We start from the raw sequence: 21,842 nt of genomic DNA, 5'->3' as shown, positions 1-21,842 counted from the left end.
AAATTACTCTTGCCAAAATCCGTAAGCTGTTTTAGGATTATTAATATTGTACAAGTATACCATATCTATACAATAATTTGGCTAGTTTTTTATTGGATAGAACAAAATATTAAAGAACAGAGGTCTTTTTTATGGCGAACCCCAATTTTCCCAATATCATGGACGCCCATGCCCACATTTTTCCTCAAAAAATATCTTACAAAGCCGTTGATTCCATATTATCTTTTTATGATGAACTTATTCCGGAAATGGAACCTGGGAAAGGGACGGTCTCCGACCTTCTGACATCAGGTACCAATGCCGGAATCAATTATTTTCTGGTTTCTTCAACTGCTACGCGACCGGAGCAGGTTGAATCCATCAACGATTTTATCGCGGATGTTTGCAAGGATAACCGGTTTATTGGGTTTGGAACGATTCATCCTGAGTATCCTCATCCGCAGCTGGAAATAGAACGTGCGGCATCACTCGGCATAAAAGGCTTAAAGCTCCATCCGGATTTTCAGCAATGCAATATTGATGATGCTGCTTTGCTCCCAATATATCAAGCGGCTGAAGGCCGGCTTCCGATCCTTTTTCATATTGGCGACATCCGCACAGATTATTCCAGTCCGCGAAGACTCGCTCGTGTTTTGGACATGTTCCCCGACCTCGTAGTTATCGCCGCCCACTTGGGAGGATGGAGCCTATGGGATGAATTCAATGAGAGTGTCTATAAGAAAAATGTTTACATTGATACATCAAGTTCACTCATGCTGACGGACAGAGAAACCGCAGTGAGAATTATTCGTACTCATGGCGTGGATAAAGTCCTGTTTGGTACGGACTATCCGATGTGGTCCCCCGAAGCAGAAATTGAGAGATTTTTGTCCTTAGGTTTAACCCAAGAAGAGAATCAAAAGATACTCTGGGACAATGCCCGTCAGTTATTCCATATTTAAAAGGCGTGAGGATTCTTTGGCAAACCATCGAATGCTGTATGTCACCACGGATAATTCTGTGAGTGCATGGGCATAAAAAGAATTGTCCGGTTTGCTTTCCTGCCATTCGTTGATAATTTCATGCAGTTTACTCCAAACATGCAGCTCCGGTAAAGGAGCTGTTTTTTCACCTTTAATTTTTAGCTGAAGCTGCTGATTGTAACTAGTAGCACTAAATATAACATGATGGAGCATTTCAAAAATTCGGTCAAACTCCGGACTTACCGTTTGGGCATTTGCTTTCTCACGACGGGCCTTTCTTTCTTCTGCTAAGAAGATTAAGTCTTGTGACCGTTGCCATATACCTTGGCAATAATTTTTGTACTCCTTATAAAAATCATTGGATATGTGTCCCTTTCCTGTTGATTTTCTTATCCCGAACCAAGTCACATTCCATTCCTGACGAACAAGGTCGTATAGACTGTCCGCTTCCTGATACAGCATGATAAGTTCAGCTTTGTTTTTCCCCTTCTCCTCATCTGTGATGGTATTAATATAATGGTAGCGGTTAACAGCATCGATGAGCATCTGGGCAGAAAAGTTATTCAGCTCAATGAGCTTGGCTTGCAGCGATCGATGATAGCTGGGGGGAGCAATGGTCAAATTAATCACATTGGCTGTGATTAAACCGATTAACAAAGCCAGAGATCGCGAGGTTGCCTGGGTCAAAAATTCATCCTGTGGTGAAGCTAAGATAAAAATTGCGGATATTACCGCCAGGACGATCTGGTTCGGCACTTTAATAACCTTTGTAAAAAACACAATTAAAATGATCGTTGCCAGGGCCATACTCAAGAATTGGATCGGTATCAACAACCCCAAAGTAACTGCCACGGCAATCGCAATCACATTGACGGTAATTTCCTCGAGCGCAGTTTTAAAGCTTCTGCCCAGTGATTTCTGCATACAAACCACCGCTGAGGTAGCTGCAAACAAAGCAGGGCCTATATGAAGCAGTTCACAGAGATAGACACTGATCGCAACAGCCAGTGCGGTTTTTAATGTTCTAGCACCGATATTCATTGATTTATTTCCTTTACAGTTATGATTTGGTTGCGATCCCTATCGCTTATAACGATTATACCTTTTTCCCCTTATAAATGACATACGCTAATTGAGAACATACGCTGTTTTATCTGTTATTTGAAATGAGATACTTTTTATATCGTATTTTATATTGTTATTTTAATTAAATTGTTATTTTAATTAAACAGATCATAGAATACGTTTTGAAAATCACTCTGTAAAGTATTTCTCGGGTACGGCATGAAATGGAATTGCCAGTCCGTGAGAACCCGAATAATCATCCTCTTCAATCGTAGCTGCTGCAAATATAATACCAACGACCTCGCCTTTATCATTAATGACAGGACTTCCGCTATTGCCGGGATTGATCGCAATATGAACTGAAAAAACAGGGATCTTGCTTTCATTGATCTGATAATACCGTCCAACTTGGCCACGTTGTGCAATCTTTTCATATCCCAACGGATCGCCGATAACAGTCACTGTATCCCCATGGTTAAGCGGATCCTTTCGATTTAGCGACAGAGCAGGAAGATCCTTTCCTTTGATTGAGAGAATAGCAATGTCAGCGTCCGGGATAATTATACAGTGTGTTGAACTATACTCTTTTTCATCCGCAAATCGAATGGTAATTGCTTCTGCATCTTCAACAACATGCCGGTTCGTGATGATTCTCCCGCTAGGAGATATATTGAATCCCGTTCCTTGTTTCTTTGCACCTTTCTCAGCTTTATTTGCTTTCAACTGTGTTTCAATACTGACAACAGCCGGACGGCAGTTCTTGACGAGGTCATCCTCCAACAACGATCTGCTTTCATCAAGAAAGCCAAGTTGTTCAGATAAAAGGTATGGCATATTCGGCAAAGAAATAGCAAGGAAAGCAAGAATAACTATCATCGCCAAAATTTTTTTTGCCCAGGTGCGACGTACCGGATCTGCTGAATCTTCAGGGTCTTCGGGGTCTTCATATCCACCGTGATTCTCAGCGTCTCCACATGCCTCAGCTTGGGCGTTTTTTTCGTCATACTCTGTTACGTGGACCTCAAAATCAGCTTTTTCCATTTTCGCTTTTTTTCTGGTGTTATTTATCCTATCGTCGTGATTGTTATTCGTTCTATCAACGTCTTTCATTGTCCATTTCCTATCAACTATTTTTCTTTTACTTTTTTTAAAAGCACACCATAAAATTCTATAGTCGCGTGTGTTTTCCTCTTAACACTTATACGCCGATTAATTCTTATGTATTTTAAACTCAAATATAAAATGTTTACGTGTCGGGTCTGAATAAGACCGCCTTACTTTTCAAACAATAAACAAAAGATTTTTTAAGGAGGAACGCCGCGGTGAAAAGCAAACCCGATGATCGCAGGGATAACGTAGACCGAATCCAAAAAAATATTAACCACACCATTCAAAATATGGAACTGGCGGATGAAATGATCGCAAGGACAGATGATCCAAAATCGAAAGAGGATCTGGAAGCAAAAAATGATCGCAGACAGGATGCCTTAGACAATATGCGGGCAGAAATCCGAGACGAAGCACTTGATAAAAAGCGTGGCTATCAGAATTAATAGTGAGTTGGATCGCTTGAATAATAAAGCGATCCTTTATTTTAGCCGTTGATATGCGCCAACCTGAATATACATGAGTATTCAAGTTGGTATTGCATTTCCAAACACCATCGTATATAATATAAAAAGATTTGAAATCAAATAGTTGATGTGAATAAGGAGCTTCCGATAACTATCATGACAAATGAAAAATTTAAAAAACAAATATATCTTGGAAATCGTGGTCTGATTGTTCTTATTGCCTTACTCAGTGCATTTGTACCTATGACAACAGACCTTTATCTGCCTGCTCTGCCGCATATGGCGGATAGTTTTCAGTCCACTGCCGGTGTGGTCAATATGACCTTGATCTTTTTCTTTATTTTTTATGCCGTTGGCTCACTCATTTTCGGGCCCTTAAGTGACCGATTTGGACGAAAACCTCTGCTGCTTTTCGGTATAATTGTGTATATAATCTCAAGCATTCTATGCGCCGCTGCCTCCAGTATCTATCTCTTGATTGGATATAGAGTACTTCAAGCCCTGGGAAGCGGTGCCCTTTCCGCTGTTTCCATGGCCATTATTAAAGATGTCTATGACGAAAAAGAACGCGTTTCTATTTTAGCTGTTGTGCAGTCGATGATCTTTATGGCTCCCATTATCGCACCCGTTGTCGGGGCCCTTATTTTGAAAGTGACGACCTGGCGGGGGATTTTTGGTTTTCTTAGCCTTATCGGCCTTATATCCTTAATCGGTATCATCTTGTTTAAGGAAACATTAGAAGAAAAAACAGAAGGCAATGTTTTTCAATCCATCTGCAGACTGGGAACTGTTCTCCGCAATCCCGGCTTTTCGTCCTTGACCGTGACCTTCTCGCTTGGAGCGATTCCGCTTATGGCCTACGTATCGAGTTCCTCCTACATCTATATCGATCAGTTTGGTTTGTCTGAGCAACTATACAGCTTCTTTTTTGCAGCCAATGCCGTCGCTTCTGTCATTGCACCATTTCTCTATATCAAATTGTGTCGGCGCCATTCTGATCAAACTATAATCAATTCCGCATTTATCATCACCGCACTCAGCGGTTTTCTGATTGCCCTGTTTGGCAGTCATTCACCCCTATTTTTTGTTCTGACTTTAATTCCCTCGACACTTGCCTGCGGCCTTTTACGGCCCCCTTCCACCAATATTATATTTGAACAGCACCCACGAGATAATGGCAGTGTCTCCTCCCTTTTAAACTTTATTATGACACTTTTCGGAAGTTTTGGAATGATACTTATTTCTTTGGATTGGACGAACAGAATCGTGATCATTGGAATAATGTATTTTATTGCTGCCTTTATCAGTCTTTTATCGTGGAATCATTTGGTCAATAAAGGTTATGTCCATTCCGTCGAAGCTGCCAAATAATCTGCGTGGCCGGTTTTATATATCGATACCAAAATATTGATACCAAATACCGATACCAGAAATCGAATAATTTCAGGCAAAATGTCCTGTATTGCAGACGACCTTACTCTGAAGTAATCTGAGTAACTAATTCGAGAATGGTCTACTGGATCCAGAAACGATAGGACTGCCATAAAGACGGATTTTCTTGGCCAAGGCTCCAGCTTCCGATCCCTTTGAGATTATATTGACGCCGCAGTGAGAGTTTCGCCCGTATCGAATCGTTATTCTCATACCAGATATGGTATGTCCCCGGGGTAAGAACCTTACCTGCTACTGGTGCCGGGATACTTCCACCCGAGATCGTCATGACTGCTCGCGGTGATTTGGCGGTATCATCAAAAATAACAGTACCACCATACTGGCCAATCAATTCATCAACACGTTTATTGGAGATACCTATACCTCCCACCGCCTGTCCTATCTTCCAATAGCGGCCATAAAACGGAATTCCGAGGACTATTTTTTCTGGTGGCACGCCTTTCATTAAGGCGTAATGAATCGCGCGTTCTACCCAACGATAGCCCGCAACCGGTCCCTCAGGTCCTCCGGTATAGCTCTCATCATAGGCCATGATCAGGAGATAATCGGCGTATTTTGCTAACTCAGCGTAGTCATAGGAACCATGCCAGCCTTTTGTCCATCCGTTGGGGTTCGCCGCTACAGCAACGGATACTTCTTTAGGAGCCGGAATCCTTTCGCGCAGCTGCCGGACAAAATCGGTATACGCTTCCCGGTCAGCGTCCGTCACATTCTCTAGATCAATATTGACACCGTCTAAATCGTTCATCGCGATAAAATCGGCACATTGACCCGCAAGCAGAGTTCTCTCAGCTAAAGCTGCGCGGCCAAGCCCCCGATCCCAATGGTTGCTAAGAAAAGGGACAACCGTAATCCCCCGTTCATGCATGTGCCGAATGAAAACGGGATCACATTGTGAAGTGATTTTGAGAGTCCCTTGTGGCTTCAACTCAAAATAATTAGGGGCAACCATGTTTAAATTTCCTTTGGTTTTATCGACCTGTTCGATATATTTAGAGGTATTGCCAAAACTAAGATAACTCATGCTGAAAACATCATTCATTGTTAACACCACCCTGCATTAGTATATTGTCATAATGAATGATAATTTACGGCTGGGGTGGATTTTTTATTAATAAACCGACCTGTATAGATAATGGCGTTATGCGAACTATTCAAGCCCGCATTCGCTCTTGGTTTGGGCACAAAAGTAGGGCTATTGCCCACGAAAAATTACGTTCGTTGTGCAACAGCCCCCGCTTAAATATACCTTGCCACATGAAGTGCCGATTAATTTAACCTATTTTATCCTTTAATCAATCAACATGTTGCTGCAGTTGAGCACATCTTTGATTTTATGTTTCACCATATTCTTAATGGCTTCGCGTGCCGGTTTTAGATACTGACGGGGATCAAAATCTGCTGGGTTTAAGGCTAAGTATTCTCTGACGGAAGCGGTCATGGCCAGCCTTAAGTCCGTGTCGATGTTTATTTTGCAAATTCCCATCGTACCGGCCTGCCGGAGCATTTCTTCGGGAACACCCTGCGCCCCTTTGATTTCGCCGCCGTACTGGTTGCATTTGGTCACAAATTCCGGCAGAACGGTCGACGCACCATGCAGAACCAACGGGAAGCCCGGAAGCAGTGAGGCAATTGTTTGCAGACGCTCAAAATCCAACTTGGCATCTCCTTTAAACTTATAGGCGCCGTGACTGGTGCCGATAGCAATCGCCAAGGAATCACAGCCTGTTTTTTGAACAAACTCTGCTGCCTGCTCGGGAACCGTATAGGAGGAATCCTTCGCACTGACATTGACATCATCCTCAACACCGGCTAGTCTGCCCAGTTCAGCCTCGACCACAACGCCCTTGGAATGCGCATATTCAACAACCTTTTTCGTGACCGCGATATTTTCGGCAAAGGGAAGTTTTGATCCGTCGATCATGACTGAGGTGAAACCGCCGTCAATACAGCTCTTGCAGACCTCAAAGTCTTCGCCATGGTCCAAATGCAGGCAAATCGGCAATCCGGTATCCTCTACAGCCGCCTCAACTAATTTCATGAGATAGACATGTTTGGCATATTTGCGGGCTCCGGCGGAAACCTGCAGGATTAATGGGGCTTGTTCTTCTTTTGCTGCTTCAACGATCCCTTGAATGATTTCCATGTTGTTGACGTTGAATGCGCCAACAGCACATTTCCCATAAACGCTTTTGAACATTTCAGTTGATGTTACCAGTGGCATAATATTACCTCCCAGATATTTTATATGTATTAACCAGAATCATTAAATATAAAAACCGACCTTATGGTGATGTCGGTCCCGTATCAATCATTGCTTGTTAAATAGTGCAATAATATTTTATCTCATCGCCCTATCCATTTCAACATTTTCCATCTGATTATATTTTTAAATTGATGCCGGGATATATTTAACCTGCTTATTAGTATTCAACAATGTCAAAGAATTATGTTTGAATGTTTTTCTTGTCAGGAATTACAATATTCACTTCAGCCTATTTTTAAATCAGGTGTGGGTTGCCACACACCTGATTGTTAGTACATCACTCTTTAAATACCATGACAGAAGCAACAATAATCTGGGCTGGGTCTGCATGCCACATTCCGCTTTCGGCAGATAGCGCCATCCATGGCGCTATCTGCCGCGCTACGCAATCCGTGCTCCGCTTGTCGGCCGGAACTGTGGCACACAGACCTGATTTGAGGCGTAAAGAAAAATACAAGAATGATGTACAAGTCTACCGTTCTTTTAATACCTTCTTGACAGCGACATTGTGCAGGCGACCTTACGATGGCGTAATTTGAGTAACTGATTCGAGAATGGTCTACGAGCTCTCCATTAATTCTGATCTGCCAGGCGTTTATAGGACTTATACCGCTCTTTAGCAAACTTCTCAGCACCGGTGAACAACTCCTCCGCTGTTTCCGGGAAGGTTCTTAACAACGAGCTGTAACGCACTTCCGACATAATGAAATCCCGGAACGATGCCGTGGGCTCTTTGGAATCCAAACTGAATGGATTCTTGCCTTCTTCCAGCAAATCCGGATTGTAACGGTAGAGGTGCCAATAGCCGGCTTCCACCGCTTTCTTCGCCTGGGTCACACTGGTGGCCATACCGGAACGGATACCGTGGTTGATGCACGGCGCATAGGCAATGATGAGCGAGGGGCCTTTGTACGCTTCGGCTTCCTGAATGGCTTTCAGGGTCTGGCTCATATTGGATCCTAAGGCAATCTGGGCCACGTAGACATAACCGTAACTCATCGCCATCATGCCCAGGTCTTTCTTCCGGATTTTCTTGCCGGAGGCGGCAAATTTCGCGATGGCTGCCCGGGGTGTGGCTTTGGATGCCTGGCCGCCGGTATTGGAGTATACTTCCGTATCCAGTACCAACACATTGACATCGTCCCCGGATGCCAGTACATGATCCAATCCGCCGTACCCGATATCGTAGGCCCAGCCGTCGCCGCCGATGATCCACTGGGATTTCTTGACTAAGTGCTCTTTCTTATTCCAGATGCCGGTTAACAGCGCATCGCCTTTGGGATCCATACCGGCAAATGCTGCCAATACTTTTTGAGCCGCCGCCTTGGAACCTTCACCGTCATTCCTATTGGCCAGCCATTCCTGGAAAGCATCTTTCATGGCCGCCGGGATATCCAGTGCCAGCGCTTGCTTCATTTCTTCCGCCAGCTGACTGCGCTGCTGCTCTACACCCAGATACATGCCGTACCCGTATTCCGCATTGTCTTCGAAGAGGGAATTGGCCCAGGTCGGCCCTTTGCCTTCCTTGTTCACGGTATACGGTATGGATGGTGCACTGCCGCCCCAGATCGAGGTACAGCCCGTGGCGTTGGCGATCATCATCCGGTCCCCAAACAGCTGGGTGATCAGCTTGACATACGCCGTTTCTCCGCACCCCGGACAGGCGCCGCTGAACTCCAGCAGGGGTTTTAAGAACTGCGTGTTCTTCACTGAATTCCTGTTCGTGATTTTGTCTTCTTTATCGGGTATGGTCATGGCATAGTCCCACAGCGGGGCCTGGATCCGTGTCATTTCTTCCACGTCTTTCATGACCAGGGCTTTTTCTTTCCCCGGGCAAACGTCGGCGCAGTTGCCGCACCCGGTGCAGTCCAGCGGGCTGACCTGGGCCCGGAATTGCAGTCCGGCCAGATCTTTGCCCACGGCTTTAATTGTTACAAAGCCTTCCGGTGCATTGGCTGCTTCCTGTTCACTCAGAAGGAACGGACGGATGGCGGCATGCGGGCATACATACGAACATTGATTACACTGGATACAGTTGGTGCTGATCCATTCAGGCACTGCCGTACCGATTCCGCGTTTTTCATAGGCGGAGGTCCCGGCGGGGAATGTGCCGTCTTCACGGCCGGTAAAGGCGCTTACCGGCAGTTTGTCGCCTTCCTGGGCTGCCATCACCCGAGCGATGTCTTTAATGAAGGCCGGTTCGTTCTCGTCACCCAGGAACAGCCCCTTCTTCGGATCTGCCTGAGCCCAGGCGGCTGGGATCGTCACTTTTACGAGAGCATCGCAGCCGGCATCCACGGCTTTATTATTCATATCCACGATATCCTGGCCTTTTTTGCCGTAGGTTTTGACGATGGAATCTTTCAGGTATTGCAGTGCGTCGTCTAAGGGGATGACTTTCGCCAGTTTGAAGAAGGCGGACTGCATGATCATATTGATCCGGTTGCCCAGTCCCAGCTCTTTGGCGATCTTGACGGCATCGATGATATAGAATTGGGCTTCTTTGTCGGCTATGACCCGCTTCAGCGCTTCCGGCAGTTTCTCATCCAGTTCTTCGGCACTCCACTGACAGTTTAAGACAAAGGTTCCGCCTTTTTTCAGGCCTTTTAAGAGGTTATATTTATCCACATAGGATTGGTTATGGCAGGCCACATAATCTGCGGTATTGACCAGATAGGACGCCTTGATCGGGTTCTTCCCGAAACGCAAGTGCGATACGGTGGTGCCGCCGGATTTTTTGCTGTCATAGGAGAAATAGGCTTGGGCGTACATGGTGGTATGGTCGCCGATGATTTTGATCGCCTGTTTGTTGGCTCCGACGGTCCCGTCCGCTCCCAGTCCCCAGAACTGACAGCTGATCGTCCCTTCCGGTGTGGTATCGATGAATTCTTTTTCTTCCAGCGAGGTGAAGGTGACGTCATCGACGATGCCGATGGTGAATCCGTTCTTCGGCTGGTCGGCTTTTAAGTTTTCATACACCGCCAGGATCTGCGACGGTGTGGTATCTTTGGATCCCAGTCCATACCGTCCGCCCACGATGACCGGTTGATTGGCCTTATCGTAGAAGGCATCGACGACATCCAGGTACAAGGGTTCGCCAATGGAACCGGGTTCTTTGGTCCGCTCTAAAACGGCTATTTTCTTGACGGTGGCCGGTAAGGCTTTAAGGAAATGATCCACGGAGAACGGACGGAATAAACGAACCCGTAAAACCCCGACCTTTTCGCCTTTGGCTGCCAGATAATCGATGGTTTCACTGATGGTATCACCGACGGAGCCCATGACGATAATGACCCGCTCGGCATCCGGTGCGCCGTAATACTCAAACAGTTTATATTCCCGGCCGGTCAGTTCTTTATATTGATTCATGTAATCTTCGACGATAGCGGGAACAGCCTGATAGAACAGGTTGGACGCTTCTCTGCCCTGGAAGTAGATATCCGGGTTCTGCGCCGTTCCTCTCAGGCAGGGCCGCTCCGGATTCAAGGCATTGTCTCTGAATCGCTTCAGGGCGTCGTGATCCAAGAGTGTGGCTACTTCCTCGTAGTCGGGCACACTGATCTTGGAAATCTCGTGAGATGTCCGGAATCCGTCGAAGAAATGAAGGAAAGGTACACGTGCTTTGATGGCGCAAAGATGCGCGAGATACGCCATGTCCATGGCTTCTTGGACGCTGCCGGAGCTGAGCATGGCATATCCGGTCATCCGAACGGACATGACATCCTGATGATCCCCGAAGATAGAAAGCGCATGCGCCGCGATGGCACGGGCACTGACGTGAAAGACTCCCGGGAGCAATTCCCCGGATACCTTGTACATATTTGGGATCATAAGCAGAAGTCCCTGGGATGCGGTATAGGTCGTGGTTAACGCACCGGCTTGCAGTGAGCCATGAAATGCACCGGCGGCGCCGCCTTCGGACTGCATTTCCACGACTTTCATCGGTTGGCCGAATATATTCTTGCGGCCATGGGCTGCCCATTCATCAACAAATTCTGCCATGTCGGATGAAGGGGTGATTGGGAAAATGGTTGCAACTTCTGAAAACGCATAAGAAGCGTGCGCTGCAGCTTCATTCCCCGACATTGTTTTTAATTTAGCCATTTGTTTTTCCTCCTTTATCATTTACTGGTATGAACAGGAATAAATCCAATTAAAAATTGGCACAACAAAAACACCTTTCATCTGTACTGCCCTTCGGATACAGGCGTAAGTGAAAGGAGTAACAACGAATGTAGTGGAATAAACTTAACGGATGTTATTCTATCGCATAAGATACATAGAGAATTCCGCTCTCTGCAATGCCGAGTAATACTGCGCCGCCTAAAGCTCTGGCCTTTTCTGAGATCGTCCGGCAATAGTCCTGACGTCCTCGCGGATCGACATCGCCAATCTTCACCTTTTGTGAGATTGCCGTATTGGTTCGTAATAATCCTCTTAAGATACCGTCACATAAAGCAAAGACCGCTGCGGAGGAGACACCATCATCAATTTCACCGACGCAATCGTCCGTGTGTACATAGTCTCCAATGGCCCGTTTTGCTTTAAATATCCCGGCTTTGGGTGAATAGAGGACGCGTCGGGATGTTTTGCCCCCAATTTCACCTGGGATACCCGTATTAGGCTGCGCACTGCCTTCATAAATCAAGCGTCCCAGGTCGTGGCCACGATTCGTTTCAATCACGACATCAACATCGATCCCTGCCGTAAAACCCGGACCTAAGCCAAATGTTAACTTAGCCATATTTCGCGTTGTCCCCGTGTTACGTTTGGCCAGGATCGCATCAACCACGATAAGGGGACTTAAGGCGGATAAGCTTTTCAAATTTGGGTCAATAAGTATCGGGATTTCTCCTGATTGCCAAGCAGCTTGACACGCCAGCGGATCGTCCAGGTGGATAGCAGGAATACCCTCAACCTGCCATCGCCCTTCATAGACGGCATTGCCGAAACAAACAGGCCAGCGGATCATTAATGGCTCTGCCAATTCGGTCATGACCACCCGAAATCCCGCTTTAGCAAGCACCCATCCCACGCCGGAAGCCTGTTCTCCCGCTCCCCGAATTAAAACAATCGGTCCTTCCATCATGCGTACTTTCTTCATTTTATATCTTCCTTATTCAATGAAGTATATACTTGACCTCTCAGTGCGTTGTATTGGTCCATGGTATCTACATCATAGGCAAAACATTCATCCACGGGGTATTTCCACCACTGTTCAGGATACCGATAGAGGATAGTTCTCCCACCTTCTTCATTTTGGAGCTCCCTCAGCTCGGACACATATCGCTGCTGAAAGAACACAGGCGACACAGCCTTCATGCCGGCCATCGGAACAATAAAGCCTGCATGACTTTGCGAAACCTGAAGCAAATAGGCGGCCAGCTTATGTCCCGTGACGCCGACCTGATCCCCGGGCAGAAACCCAATATAGCGAACGTGATTGTTTATATGTTGCAGACCGGAGCGAATCGTATCCGAGAGCGGCTTTGGGGTCGGCTCTTCGATCCAAATCCCGTCATGAAGGTGAAATTGCCACCTTTCTTCTTCCGATAAATAGTAGTCAATGGGGTGCCGGGCAACAACGACAATTTCCATGATCCCATTGGCGGAAAAAACGTTGGGCAGAAGATGCTGCTGAAGGGTTATCGCCTCATGAACAGACTGTAAAACGTAGCCAAGTACCGTGGTTTCTTTCCAAGGCATAACAAGCTTATCCTGTCCCATCCGCGTCGCTTGACCGGCGGCCATCACCACAAGTCTAACCACTGCAGTCCCCCCTTTTTGGCATCTCCGGCAGCCAATCGCAAGTGCTTGGGTATATGTTTCATTTGGTCTCCGCCCTGATGGCCGTTGACCCATTGACAACGAAGTTGATTTAACAGCAAGGATACATCCATTGCCTTCTTGGAATTAAACAGGATGATCCAGGACATACCTTCATACGGCCGGGAAAAAGCAGGTGAACGTAAAAGATAACACCAGGCATTGTCTGCATTCCAAATTTGGCCGATAAGATCAGGACAAATGTTTGGCCGATGCACATGCTCTGGTTGCAGCACGTGTTCCCAGAGACCGGCATCCACAACCAGAACAACACAATCAGAAATAAGTGGAATTTGCGGCTCATGGGAATCCCAGCATTTAAGGTTAAGTCCCCGCGCTCCGTCTCCTTCGATGATCCAATAGCGTCGGGGGTTAGGATCTTGGGCAATCGCCTTATCGATCATCTCAAGGGATGGCCCGATCCATTTCCCCCCTTCAGCCAACTCATTAATATACCAAAAGCAAGCGCCGTGCCTTTGATACGGAGGATTATCACTTTTCCAGCAGGGGATGGCGTCTTCCGGAAAAACCTTCGTTGTCGTCGATGAAATTACCGATTGACCGGCAGTGACAATTTCTTGTGTCATCGATCGCAGACACGTCGTTTTTCCGCCTGCACCAATAAAGGTAACAACACGCGCGTACTCAGTCATATCCCATAGGGAACCGTACGTCATGCAATTATTCAATTCTGCAGACCGTAACATAATCTCACCTGCCTGCACATGGGTTCCTTCGATTAAAACTCAAATAATTTATTACGATAGGCCTTCAGATATTTGACACAGTAGTTATCCCGTCCGGCCAAGGCTTCCGCGGTAACTAAACTGGCCATCATCATTTTGTCCAAGGGGTTAATAATTAGACCGTCTAATCCTTTACTTACAGCCATAACTGCAAATGTGCGATTAATGAATTTCCGTTCCGGCATACCATAGGAAATATTAGACAAGCCACACATTGTATGCACGCCTTTGAACTTCGTCGTAATCGCTTCGACAGAGTTGATGAATTCAACACCGAAGATGCTGTTGGTCGAAAGCGGTTGTACCAATGGATCCACATAAATATGATCAAGCGGGATATTGCTTTGGACAAGTCCATTGATCAGTTTATCGGCAATCTTCAAACGATCGTCAACGGTTTCAGGCATTCCATCATCACTCATGCACAGCGCCACCACTTTTAAATCCGTTCCCGCGACGATAGGCAGCAAGGCATCATAACGTTCTTTTTCCAACGAGATAGAATTGATCATCGCGACACCCTTATGCACCGCTAAAGCGGCTTCAATCGCCTTCGGATCGGGGCTGTCGATACAACAGGGACAATTAACAACTTCCTGTACCTTGGTAACTAACCATTGCAGGTATTCCGGTTCTTTACCTACGAAGATGCCTGCATTGACATCAAGATAATTCGATCCCGCTTCAAACTCGTCTTTTGCCACTTGTTGAATGTATGCCGCATCCTGTGCTTCGATTGCCTCTTTGATAGCCTTACGGCTTGCATTGATTAATTCGCCTACAATAATCATTTTCATTCCTCCAAAATTATAAAATATTTAAAAACCAAGATCACCTATGATAATCCGCTTATCCGATGACATATTCCGCTTCCAGTTCACGAATCTTTGTCAGTCCGATTAAATCATTAAACTCGGTAAATGGGATCATTTCATTCATTAAGTTTGCAGTGGTTCCTGTTTTCATCAGTTCATCCATCAAACGTTTCATGGCTTGAGCGACCATGTAGGTTGATGCCGTCGGGAAGATAACGATATCATAGCCCAACTGTTCCAACTCTTTTGCGGTAAGAAGCGGTGTCCGTCCGCCTTCGACCATATTAGCTAAAACAGGTACTTTAAATTCTGATGTAATCTGCTTCATTTCATCCACGGATTCCGGTGATTCAATAAAGATGATATCCGCGCCGGCTTCTTCGTATGCTTTTCCACGGCGGACCGCTTCATCAATGCCATGAATCGTCCGTGCATCCGTACGGGCAATAATCACAAAATCGGGATTATCCCTTGCCGTGACAGCTGCCTTGATTTTGCCTACCATCTCATCCATGGGAATAACCTGGCGTCCAATCATGTGACCGCATTTTTTGGGGGCGACCTGGTCTTCCAATTGAATTGCTGCGACTCCCGCCCTCTCATATTGCTGGACTGTCCGCATAACGTTGACCGCATTGCCGAATCCCGTGTCACCATCCGCGATGACCGGAATAGTGACGGCACTGGCAAAGTTATTTGCCCGAGAAAGCATCTCTGTCATCGTCATGAGCCCGACATCCGCTGTGCCCAAATGACTGGCTGCCTGACCATAACCCGTCATGTAAACGACATTAAAACCGGCTTTTTCGATGATCTTAGCAGTTAAGGCATCATGTGCCCCCGGGGCAATCAGTATTTCTTTTTCTGCTAATAATTTCCTTAATTCTTTACCCTTATTCATGATGAATAACTCCTTCACTCATTATTACCCTCTAAAATATATTTCTCTGCTAAATCCAGCGCTTGATCCGAAAATACTTCAGACATCGCTCCAACCGTATATAATTGGTAGTAACGATCGACGATAAACTCCGGCTTTTCCGGCAGTAAGGAAATCCCTCTATTTTCCAACGATTTTTCTAAGATCTTCATGGAATCTTCTTTGGACGTATGAACGAAGATCCCACCGACAGCGATAACCCGCTCCACTTTTCTCAAATCGCGCCCTACGGGTGTTCCCGGCATGATCCCGAGAACCGGGTCAAAGCTCTGGGCAATATAACCGGCATGGCGTTTCAATGCAATTTCTATGGCACTGATAGCTAACGCGTGATCAAAAATAATCTCTTGTTTATCCCTGCTGATATGTGCCGGATTCTTCTCAAGATACTGAACATAATTTAACAGCTCATCCGCTAACTCCTGACCGGCTAAACCGACTTTCGCCAATACCTCATTGGTGCCAACTGTTTCCACAATACCGGTAGCGCTCACCCTTAAGCCCAGATTTCCCTCAACCGTACGATAGGACAGCTGCTTTTCGTTGGAGATAACCAACCCTTTTTCCTCGTTAGATAGGTTGGCAAAGTCCGGTAAGACTGAGTGGATATCCGTTGTTGCCCCACCAATGTCGATAACAACCACATTGCCATAGCCCGCCTTACCATGGGTCCCCTGAGCGATAAGCTCTGTTCCCATGAGTACTGCCCCCGGCGTGGGTATGACCTGTCCGTTGGAGACAGTTTCTATAAGCTTTTCCAGACCTTTAGCACGGGTGATTTGACGAATAAACTCCTGGTGAATGGCTTCCCGGGCTGGCTTGACATTGAGTTCATGAATGGTGGGCATGACGTTAGGTACTCGTTTATTGGCAATCCTACCCCTTATTAATATTTCTTCCACCGCAGGTTGGGCTTGAATATTCCCGGCGATGATAACGACCCCTTTTGTTTTACTGCTGACTATAACCTCTGCATTTTCCAGAAGAGAGTCCTGATCACCGCCGTCTGTGCCCCCCGCCAGAAGAATGATATCGGGTTTTATTTCCTGTAACACTTCGAGACGAAAATCCAAAGGCGTCTCGTGCGAGATAATCTCCAAAACCCTGGCCCCGGCATTCATCGCTACTTCTTTCGCTGCTTTGGCCGTAACTCGGGGCATATACCCCATTGCCACCATGCGCAATCCCCCTGCTGCTGAGCTCGTTGCCAGCGTATAGGATGCCTCTACTTTGTTCCACTGCAGCTCAACTGCCAGATTGTGACAGGCGTTGGTCAGTCCGGATTCAATATTCTCCACAGTGGTTGGTGCCTGAGAGTGACCGACCATTTTATAACCGGCACCCTCTTTCATAAACGCGGAGACTTTGGTATACGTACTTCCCACATCATAGACTAAAAGATCGACTCGGGGCATGTGAATCACTTCCTTGACAACCCCTCTATTCTTATTTATTGAATGTAAACATAGCCATCCATGATACGACGGGCTGTCCGGCCAAAAGCGGCGCGTTCAAGCTTAATCCCATCACCCTCTTTAGATACCTGAACTTCAATATCGATAACCCCTGCCGGATGTCCGATCCTGACCAGAGGCGATTCGGAATGCGTTACTTGATTGACTATGGAGCCGGGGATTTTGGCAGCCGCTCCCGTGCAGGTTGTTCCTGTGCCCGCATAGGTTTTGTGGACCACCTGCATAAACATTAGCCGTGATACAAAATCAACCTGATCAGCCGTGATTTCATTGCCTGTGGTAAAGTCACAATAGTTTTGAGCTTCACTCACAAAAGCAATCATCGGGAATGCCGGACTGTTCTTCAAGGCACCAGCTTCATCTTTGGCCATACCGATCATCGTGGCTGCCTTCCCGCGGATTTTTTCCAACAAATCCAGCATTTCTTTGTTTCCGTTGATCTGGGCCGGCGTTTCCGTGCCCGTAAGCCCTAAATCTTTAGCCCTGACAAAAACCATCGGATTGGCAACATCCACAATCGATGCTTCGATCTTGCCAAACCCTTCAATTGTTAGCACATCAACAACATTTCCTGTGGGCAGCATCTTATTTGTTACGGAACCTGTGGTACCGGCAAAGTCCAACATGATCCTGGCCCCTGTCCCGGGAACACCGTCAACTTTGTAGTCGCCCTTAACTTGCGCTTTTCCGTCTTTCACAGGCACTTCCGCTATGAGAATCTTCCCGGTATTGGTGTTGTTGATACGAACAAGGGTAATCGGCTCAACGGCTCTTACCAAACCTTCATCAATCGCAAACGGACCCACACCGGCTGAAATATTTCCGCAATTCCCGGAATAATCGATCATCGCCGTATTAATGCTCACCTGACCAAATGTATAATCCACGTCCGCATCATCCCGGGTTGACGGTCCAATGATGGCTACTTTACTCGTCAGCGGATCTGCTCCGCCCAGGCCGTCAATCTGCCTGACATCTGGACTGCCGAAGATCGCTAATATTTCTCTGTCCCTCTGCGCTGCATCGGAAGCCAAATCATTTTCCATGAGGAACATCCCTTTGCTTGTGCCTGCCCTTAAAATAGCACAGCGAATTCTGCGTTGTTCTGTCACCTTAATTCCCCCTTTGTACTCTCTCTTCTACCCACTTGATTGCATCTTGTGGGTCAGTTCCGGGCCCGAAGAAACTATCGACACCCAAGAAACCGGTTCCCTCTGTTTTCATTTTTTGTTCAATCTTGGCATGCTCTTCTTCCTTCTCGGCGATCCGTCCGCCGGCAATGAGCAGGACATTATCCCGGATCCCCAGTTCCTTCAAACGATTATCGACCCTCGGGAACAGCATGGAACCCAATCCCAAGAGATTACTGATGCCAACCACATCCGCTTTGGTCTCGGCGGCGATTTCGGCTACCGTCTCAGGCAGATTCATCCCCCTCAGGTAGATCACTTCATAACCGGCTTGTTCGAATGCTTCCCGGATGACGTTGATACCAACCACATGGGCATCAGCACCTACGGTTGCCAAAAGGATTTTTTCCTTTTTTATGATGGGCTTCTTCGCTTCGACAACGACTTTTTCGCAAGTAAAACAAACTTTATCCTCAGCAATATCACACGGTCCATAACACGGCACATAACGGCGAATGCCATCTTTTCCACGGTATGTTTTAACGCCGCGTTTCAGGTCCCACGCTGCCGCATTGGGTGCGTCCAGAACCCCTTTCTTTCCGGCAGCGACAATCAGATCAATTAATTCTTCATCTCCATAGCGCAGCCAGAGATCCGGACCGACTTCTTCCGGTGTCAGCTCTTTGGATAATCCCAATGCGCGGGTGAGGACGGCCAAAGCCTCCGTGACAATTTCAGCCTGACGCTCATCGATATACGGATCGCTGATTTTCACCAGAGCGGTATTTTCAAATACATTTTGGGTGGCCCAAATAGCCTTGCCCATGGACGCCCCTGTCGGGATCCCGACGTTTTCCGCCGCCTTAGGCCGATAAAAGTTGGCGCCGCCTAATTTGGCACTGACTGCCATCCGGGCGAAGTGAGCCTGCTCGGCAATTAAATCCGCAGGCGGATTTTGAAATGTCTCCGGCACAACAATCAGGAATTCACTCCACACCAGTTGCCTGAAAGCCCGCATCACAGCTAAGTCCGCAAGCAGATTGATTCCGGCAACGTTCATCTGAATACCGCTCAGCGCTCTGTCCAAGCCGGCATGAACAGCCAATCCTTCGGCGAGTAAACACATTGCCAAGGCCATTCCGTCCGTGCCGCCGATATTATTCAGGTGTTTATGGGAATCGGTCTGCACGAAGATATTGTTTTCGGCACAGATTTGCAGTGCTCTATATCCGTTTAAGACTTTCGTCTTATAATCATGAACCCCCCGGCCGCCAAAATGAACATGAATGACAGGTCCGATATCGGTGCCGTCAAAACCGGCAATTAACGAATTAATAATGGATAAGTGCGGGGTGTCTCCGGTAGCATTAATACGAACCGGATGCTTTGATCCTCCGCCCATGGCGATAAATTCGCGCTCACCGGCCGGAGTAATACCGCCTTTACCGCGGGATTGCTCAATCAGTTCAGCGCCGTCCAGAGGATCAATATGTCGGGTAGCTTCGGCATGGACAAAGTGGAACAAGGTGATTTTTTGTTCTTCGGCAACGCTGTACATGGCCAAAGATTCCTGATAAGTTTCCTCTGCCGAATTCCGTCCTAAGATGGGGTTTTGCACAGGAATTCCTGTAAGCGCCGCCTGACGGCCCAATTCCGCAATCCGATAACCGCTGCGTTCAACCCCATTCACCACCCGGGGAAAGGGTGCCGGTAAACCGGTAACTGAACCATCGGGGCCTACCTTTGGCATTTCAACGCCAAAAACTTTTTCAAAAGCTTGGACCCGTTCATAATCTTCTTTAATAATTCTCTTTGTTTTCTCTTGCATCCGATTTCCTCCTAACTATTGTGAGCAAATGATCATGAAATCTTTAATTGTTTACGGACTTTTGCTATCAGCCCGCCCGCTTCCAACGTCTCTAAGACGTTGGGGGCAAGAACCGTTCCGCTGATCTTACTGCCACTTGCACTAACAGTTACTTCGGCCGACACAAGATCCACTTCAATATCCTGTCCGTTTTCAACATGCTGTTCAAGGTCACAGATAAGAACGGGCAAACCGATGTTTATCGCATTCCGTCTGAATATCCTGGCGAATGACTTGGCAATGATTAAACTGACACCGGCGTCTTTCAAGGCAACCGGCGCTTGTTCCCGGCTGGAACCGCAGCCGAAATTCTCACCGGCCACAAGAATGTCTCCGGACTGTACCCTACTGGCAAAATCCTGTATTTCACTGCCGGCTAGCGCATAGTCCTTGAGTTTTTCCATCGGTGCTGCCATCGCATAGCCTGGGAGAATCTGATCAGTGTCGATATTTTTGCCTAATTTCCATATACGTCCACGCAACTGACTATGCCAACTCATTTTCTAAACCTCCTAAAGGCACCACCGTACCCGGCGGTACAATCGTTCCGGCAATGGCACTCTCCGCAGCGACACGCGGCGATGCCAGATAGACTTTGGCCTCCCGATGACCCATCCGGCCCGGGAAATTACGGTTTGTCGTCGATACAGCGACATCGTCCGATGCCAACAGTCCCATATGGGCTCCAAAACAAGGACCGCATCCCGGACTGGTAACAATTCCCCCGGCTTCTCGGAATATCCGGTTTAATCCTTGCTCCTCCATTTCCTTGGCTATCTCGGCAGAAGCGGGAATAATGAGCAGCGTTACGCCTTCGGCCGCCCTGCGCCCTTTAAGAATATTAGCGGCGACAAGCATATCGCTGAATCGTCCATTTGTACAACTTCCAATAACCACTTGCGATATGTTGACCCCACTGAGATCCGACGCGCTGGCGACGTTACCGGGGTTAGGCGGACAGGCTACCCTGGCTGGGATATCCTCAGCCTGGAATGTATAGACCTCTTTGACCGTTCCAACGGGACGGTCCCGATCGGCGAAATAACTAATCATGGTTCCCATTTCAATGCCCATATTGGATATGGTCATTTTATCATCGATTGTTAATTCGTCGACCAAACTTCCGGTATATATAACGCCCTGGTCGGTAAATCCCGCCGTCCCAAAATAGCCAATTAAATGCAGGATGACATCTTTTGCATAAACACCGGGATTTAGTTTGCCCTCTAAACGAATCTCAAAAACCTCGGGCACTTCCAAATCAAGGGTTCCGGTTGCCATGACAGCGGCTAATTCAGTCGCTCCCACCGGTATGGCAATAGCGCCATAGGCACCCGCCATACACGTATGCGAGTCAGCGCCGACCAAAATCGCCCCCCGGTTTAAACGATTTTTTTCGGCAACCACCTGGTGAATAACCCCTTCCCCTTTGTTATAAAGTTGAACACCATAATCTTTGGCAAAATCCTTAAGCACATTGTGCAATACTTTTGCCTCGACGGTCGCAGCTGGAATAATATGGTCAAGAACGAAAACTACTTTTTTTGCATCAAAAACGTGATCTATACCAATTTTCTTGAATTGTTCCACAGCCATTGGCCCGGTAATATCATGGGCTATCGCCAGATCAACATTTACTGTGATATCATCACCGGCGTGAACCTCACTTTTTCCAGCTGCCACTGCCAAATATTCTTCAATTTGGTTCACTCTGCTTCCCCTCC

General features: G+C 47.0%; 18 protein-coding genes. 3 read left to right on the top strand and 15 right to left on the bottom strand.

Annotated features, from left to right (window positions below; all coding sequences use genetic code 11):
• Window positions 1-131 precede the first annotated feature (131 nt).
• The gene (locus tag LPY66_RS03620; protein WP_337986739.1) at window positions 132-941 is read left to right on the top strand and encodes an amidohydrolase family protein; all 810 of its coding nucleotides are present in this window, start codon (window positions 132-134) and stop codon (window positions 939-941) included.
• Here LPY66_RS03620 and LPY66_RS03615 read toward each other — a convergent pair.
• Together LPY66_RS03615 and LPY66_RS03610 are read right to left on the bottom strand one after the other, a co-directional pair.
• Window positions 927-2,003: an FUSC family protein gene (locus tag LPY66_RS03615; protein ID WP_337986738.1), complete on the bottom strand. Its 1,077-nt coding sequence runs from the start codon at window positions 2,001-2,003 to the stop codon at window positions 927-929. The genes LPY66_RS03620 and LPY66_RS03615 overlap by 15 nt on opposite strands.
• Window positions 2,004-2,216: 213 nt before the next feature.
• Window positions 2,217-3,137, bottom strand: a complete 921-nt coding sequence (locus LPY66_RS03610; RefSeq protein ID WP_337986737.1) for a S1C family serine protease — start codon at window positions 3,135-3,137, stop codon at window positions 2,217-2,219.
• 212 nt (window positions 3,138-3,349) lie between these two features.
• Here LPY66_RS03610 and tlp point away from each other — a divergent pair, with 212 nt between their 5' ends.
• The gene (tlp, locus tag LPY66_RS03605; RefSeq protein WP_337986736.1) at window positions 3,350-3,580 is read left to right on the top strand and encodes a small acid-soluble spore protein Tlp; all 231 of its coding nucleotides are present in this window, start codon (window positions 3,350-3,352) and stop codon (window positions 3,578-3,580) included.
• Between the two features lie 177 nt (window positions 3,581-3,757).
• Window positions 3,758-4,972, top strand: a complete 1,215-nt coding sequence (locus LPY66_RS03600) for a multidrug effflux MFS transporter (RefSeq protein WP_337986735.1) — start codon at window positions 3,758-3,760, stop codon at window positions 4,970-4,972.
• 142 nt (window positions 4,973-5,114) lie between these two features.
• Here the strand turns inward: LPY66_RS03600 and LPY66_RS03595 are convergent, their stop codons facing one another.
• The 13 genes from LPY66_RS03595 to LPY66_RS03535 all read right to left on the bottom strand — a co-directional run bounded on the left by LPY66_RS03595 (window position 5,115) and on the right by LPY66_RS03535 (window position 21,828).
• Window positions 5,115-6,095 carry a glycosyl hydrolase family 18 protein gene (locus LPY66_RS03595; RefSeq protein ID WP_337986734.1) on the bottom strand — a complete coding sequence of 327 codons (981 nt, stop codon included), beginning with the start codon at window positions 6,093-6,095 and terminating at the stop codon, window positions 5,115-5,117.
• A 249-nt stretch (window positions 6,096-6,344) separates the two neighbouring features.
• Window positions 6,345-7,277, bottom strand: a complete 933-nt coding sequence (fba, locus tag LPY66_RS03590) for a class II fructose-1,6-bisphosphate aldolase (protein ID WP_337986733.1) — start codon at window positions 7,275-7,277, stop codon at window positions 6,345-6,347.
• Window positions 7,278-7,892: 615 nt separating this feature from the next.
• Window positions 7,893-11,423: a pyruvate:ferredoxin (flavodoxin) oxidoreductase gene (nifJ, locus tag LPY66_RS03585; protein WP_337986732.1), complete on the bottom strand. Its 3,531-nt coding sequence runs from the start codon at window positions 11,421-11,423 to the stop codon at window positions 7,893-7,895.
• Window positions 11,424-11,577: 154 nt separating this feature from the next.
• On the bottom strand, window positions 11,578-12,423 hold the full coding sequence (gene yqeB, locus LPY66_RS03580; protein ID WP_337986731.1) for a selenium-dependent molybdenum cofactor biosynthesis protein YqeB: 846 nt from the start codon (window positions 12,421-12,423) through the stop codon (window positions 11,578-11,580).
• Window positions 12,420-13,088, bottom strand: coding sequence for a nucleotidyltransferase family protein (locus tag LPY66_RS03575; protein ID WP_337986730.1), 669 nt, complete (start codon window positions 13,086-13,088; stop codon window positions 12,420-12,422). Before LPY66_RS03575 ends, yqeB begins: the two co-directional genes overlap by 4 nt.
• Window positions 13,070-13,852 carry a selenium cofactor biosynthesis protein YqeC gene (yqeC, locus tag LPY66_RS03570; protein WP_337986729.1) on the bottom strand — a complete coding sequence of 261 codons (783 nt, stop codon included), beginning with the start codon at window positions 13,850-13,852 and terminating at the stop codon, window positions 13,070-13,072. Before yqeC ends, LPY66_RS03575 begins: the two co-directional genes overlap by 19 nt.
• Window positions 13,853-13,884: 32 nt before the next feature.
• On the bottom strand, window positions 13,885-14,682 hold the full coding sequence (locus LPY66_RS03565) for a methyltetrahydrofolate cobalamin methyltransferase (RefSeq protein WP_337986728.1): 798 nt from the start codon (window positions 14,680-14,682) through the stop codon (window positions 13,885-13,887).
• 58 nt (window positions 14,683-14,740) lie between these two features.
• Window positions 14,741-15,607 carry an isocitrate lyase/PEP mutase family protein gene (locus tag LPY66_RS03560; protein ID WP_337986727.1) on the bottom strand — a complete coding sequence of 289 codons (867 nt, stop codon included), beginning with the start codon at window positions 15,605-15,607 and terminating at the stop codon, window positions 14,741-14,743.
• A 14-nt stretch (window positions 15,608-15,621) separates the two neighbouring features.
• A complete protein-coding gene (locus LPY66_RS03555; protein ID WP_337986726.1) occupies window positions 15,622-17,061 on the bottom strand; it encodes a glutamate mutase L in 1,440 nt (479 codons plus the stop codon).
• 35 nt (window positions 17,062-17,096) lie between these two features.
• On the bottom strand, window positions 17,097-18,233 hold the full coding sequence (locus LPY66_RS03550) for a 2-methylaconitate cis-trans isomerase PrpF family protein (protein ID WP_337986725.1): 1,137 nt from the start codon (window positions 18,231-18,233) through the stop codon (window positions 17,097-17,099).
• Window position 18,234: 1 nt separating this feature from the next.
• On the bottom strand, window positions 18,235-20,079 hold the full coding sequence (locus LPY66_RS03545; RefSeq protein ID WP_337986724.1) for a cobalamin-dependent protein: 1,845 nt from the start codon (window positions 20,077-20,079) through the stop codon (window positions 18,235-18,237).
• Between the two features lie 32 nt (window positions 20,080-20,111).
• Window positions 20,112-20,618, bottom strand: coding sequence for a LeuD/DmdB family oxidoreductase small subunit (locus tag LPY66_RS03540; protein WP_337986723.1), 507 nt, complete (start codon window positions 20,616-20,618; stop codon window positions 20,112-20,114).
• Window positions 20,605-21,828, bottom strand: coding sequence for a 3-isopropylmalate dehydratase large subunit (locus tag LPY66_RS03535; RefSeq protein ID WP_337986722.1), 1,224 nt, complete (start codon window positions 21,826-21,828; stop codon window positions 20,605-20,607). The genes LPY66_RS03540 and LPY66_RS03535 overlap by 14 nt, the downstream gene beginning before the upstream one ends.
• Between the last annotated feature and the right edge of the window lie 14 nt (window positions 21,829-21,842).

The sequence above is a fragment of the Dehalobacter sp. DCM genome, assembly GCF_024972775.1.
GTDB lineage: Bacteria > Bacillota > Desulfitobacteriia > Desulfitobacteriales > Syntrophobotulaceae > Dehalobacter.
This window is presented reverse-complemented; position numbering and strand designations above follow the sequence as displayed.

Bases quoted from the DNA above. Each gene is read 5' to 3' on its own strand.
- LPY66_RS03620 (WP_337986739.1), top strand. From the start codon at position 132: ATGGCGAACCCCAATTTTCCCAATATCATGGACGCCCATGCCCACATT.
- LPY66_RS03615 (WP_337986738.1), bottom strand. From the start codon at position 2,003: ATGAATATCGGTGCTAGAACATTAAAAACCGCACTGGCTGTTGCGATC.
- LPY66_RS03610 (WP_337986737.1), bottom strand. From the start codon at position 3,137: ATGAAAGACGTTGATAGAACGAATAACAATCACGACGATAGGATAAAT.
- LPY66_RS03600 (WP_337986735.1), top strand. From the start codon at position 3,758: ATGACAAATGAAAAATTTAAAAAACAAATATATCTTGGAAATCGTGGT.
- LPY66_RS03595 (WP_337986734.1), bottom strand. From the start codon at position 6,095: ATGAATGATGTTTTCAGCATGAGTTATCTTAGTTTTGGCAATACCTCT.
- fba (WP_337986733.1), bottom strand. From the start codon at position 7,277: ATGCCACTGGTAACATCAACTGAAATGTTCAAAAGCGTTTATGGGAAA.
- nifJ (WP_337986732.1), bottom strand. From the start codon at position 11,423: ATGGCTAAATTAAAAACAATGTCGGGGAATGAAGCTGCAGCGCACGCT.
- yqeB (WP_337986731.1), bottom strand. From the start codon at position 12,423: ATGAAGAAAGTACGCATGATGGAAGGACCGATTGTTTTAATTCGGGGA.
- yqeC (WP_337986729.1), bottom strand. From the start codon at position 13,852: ATGTTACGGTCTGCAGAATTGAATAATTGCATGACGTACGGTTCCCTA.
- LPY66_RS03565 (WP_337986728.1), bottom strand. From the start codon at position 14,682: ATGATTATTGTAGGCGAATTAATCAATGCAAGCCGTAAGGCTATCAAA.
- LPY66_RS03560 (WP_337986727.1), bottom strand. From the start codon at position 15,607: ATGAATAAGGGTAAAGAATTAAGGAAATTATTAGCAGAAAAAGAAATA.
- LPY66_RS03555 (WP_337986726.1), bottom strand. From the start codon at position 17,061: ATGCCCCGAGTCGATCTTTTAGTCTATGATGTGGGAAGTACGTATACC.
- LPY66_RS03545 (WP_337986724.1), bottom strand. From the start codon at position 20,079: ATGCAAGAGAAAACAAAGAGAATTATTAAAGAAGATTATGAACGGGTC.
- LPY66_RS03540 (WP_337986723.1), bottom strand. From the start codon at position 20,618: ATGAGTTGGCATAGTCAGTTGCGTGGACGTATATGGAAATTAGGCAAA.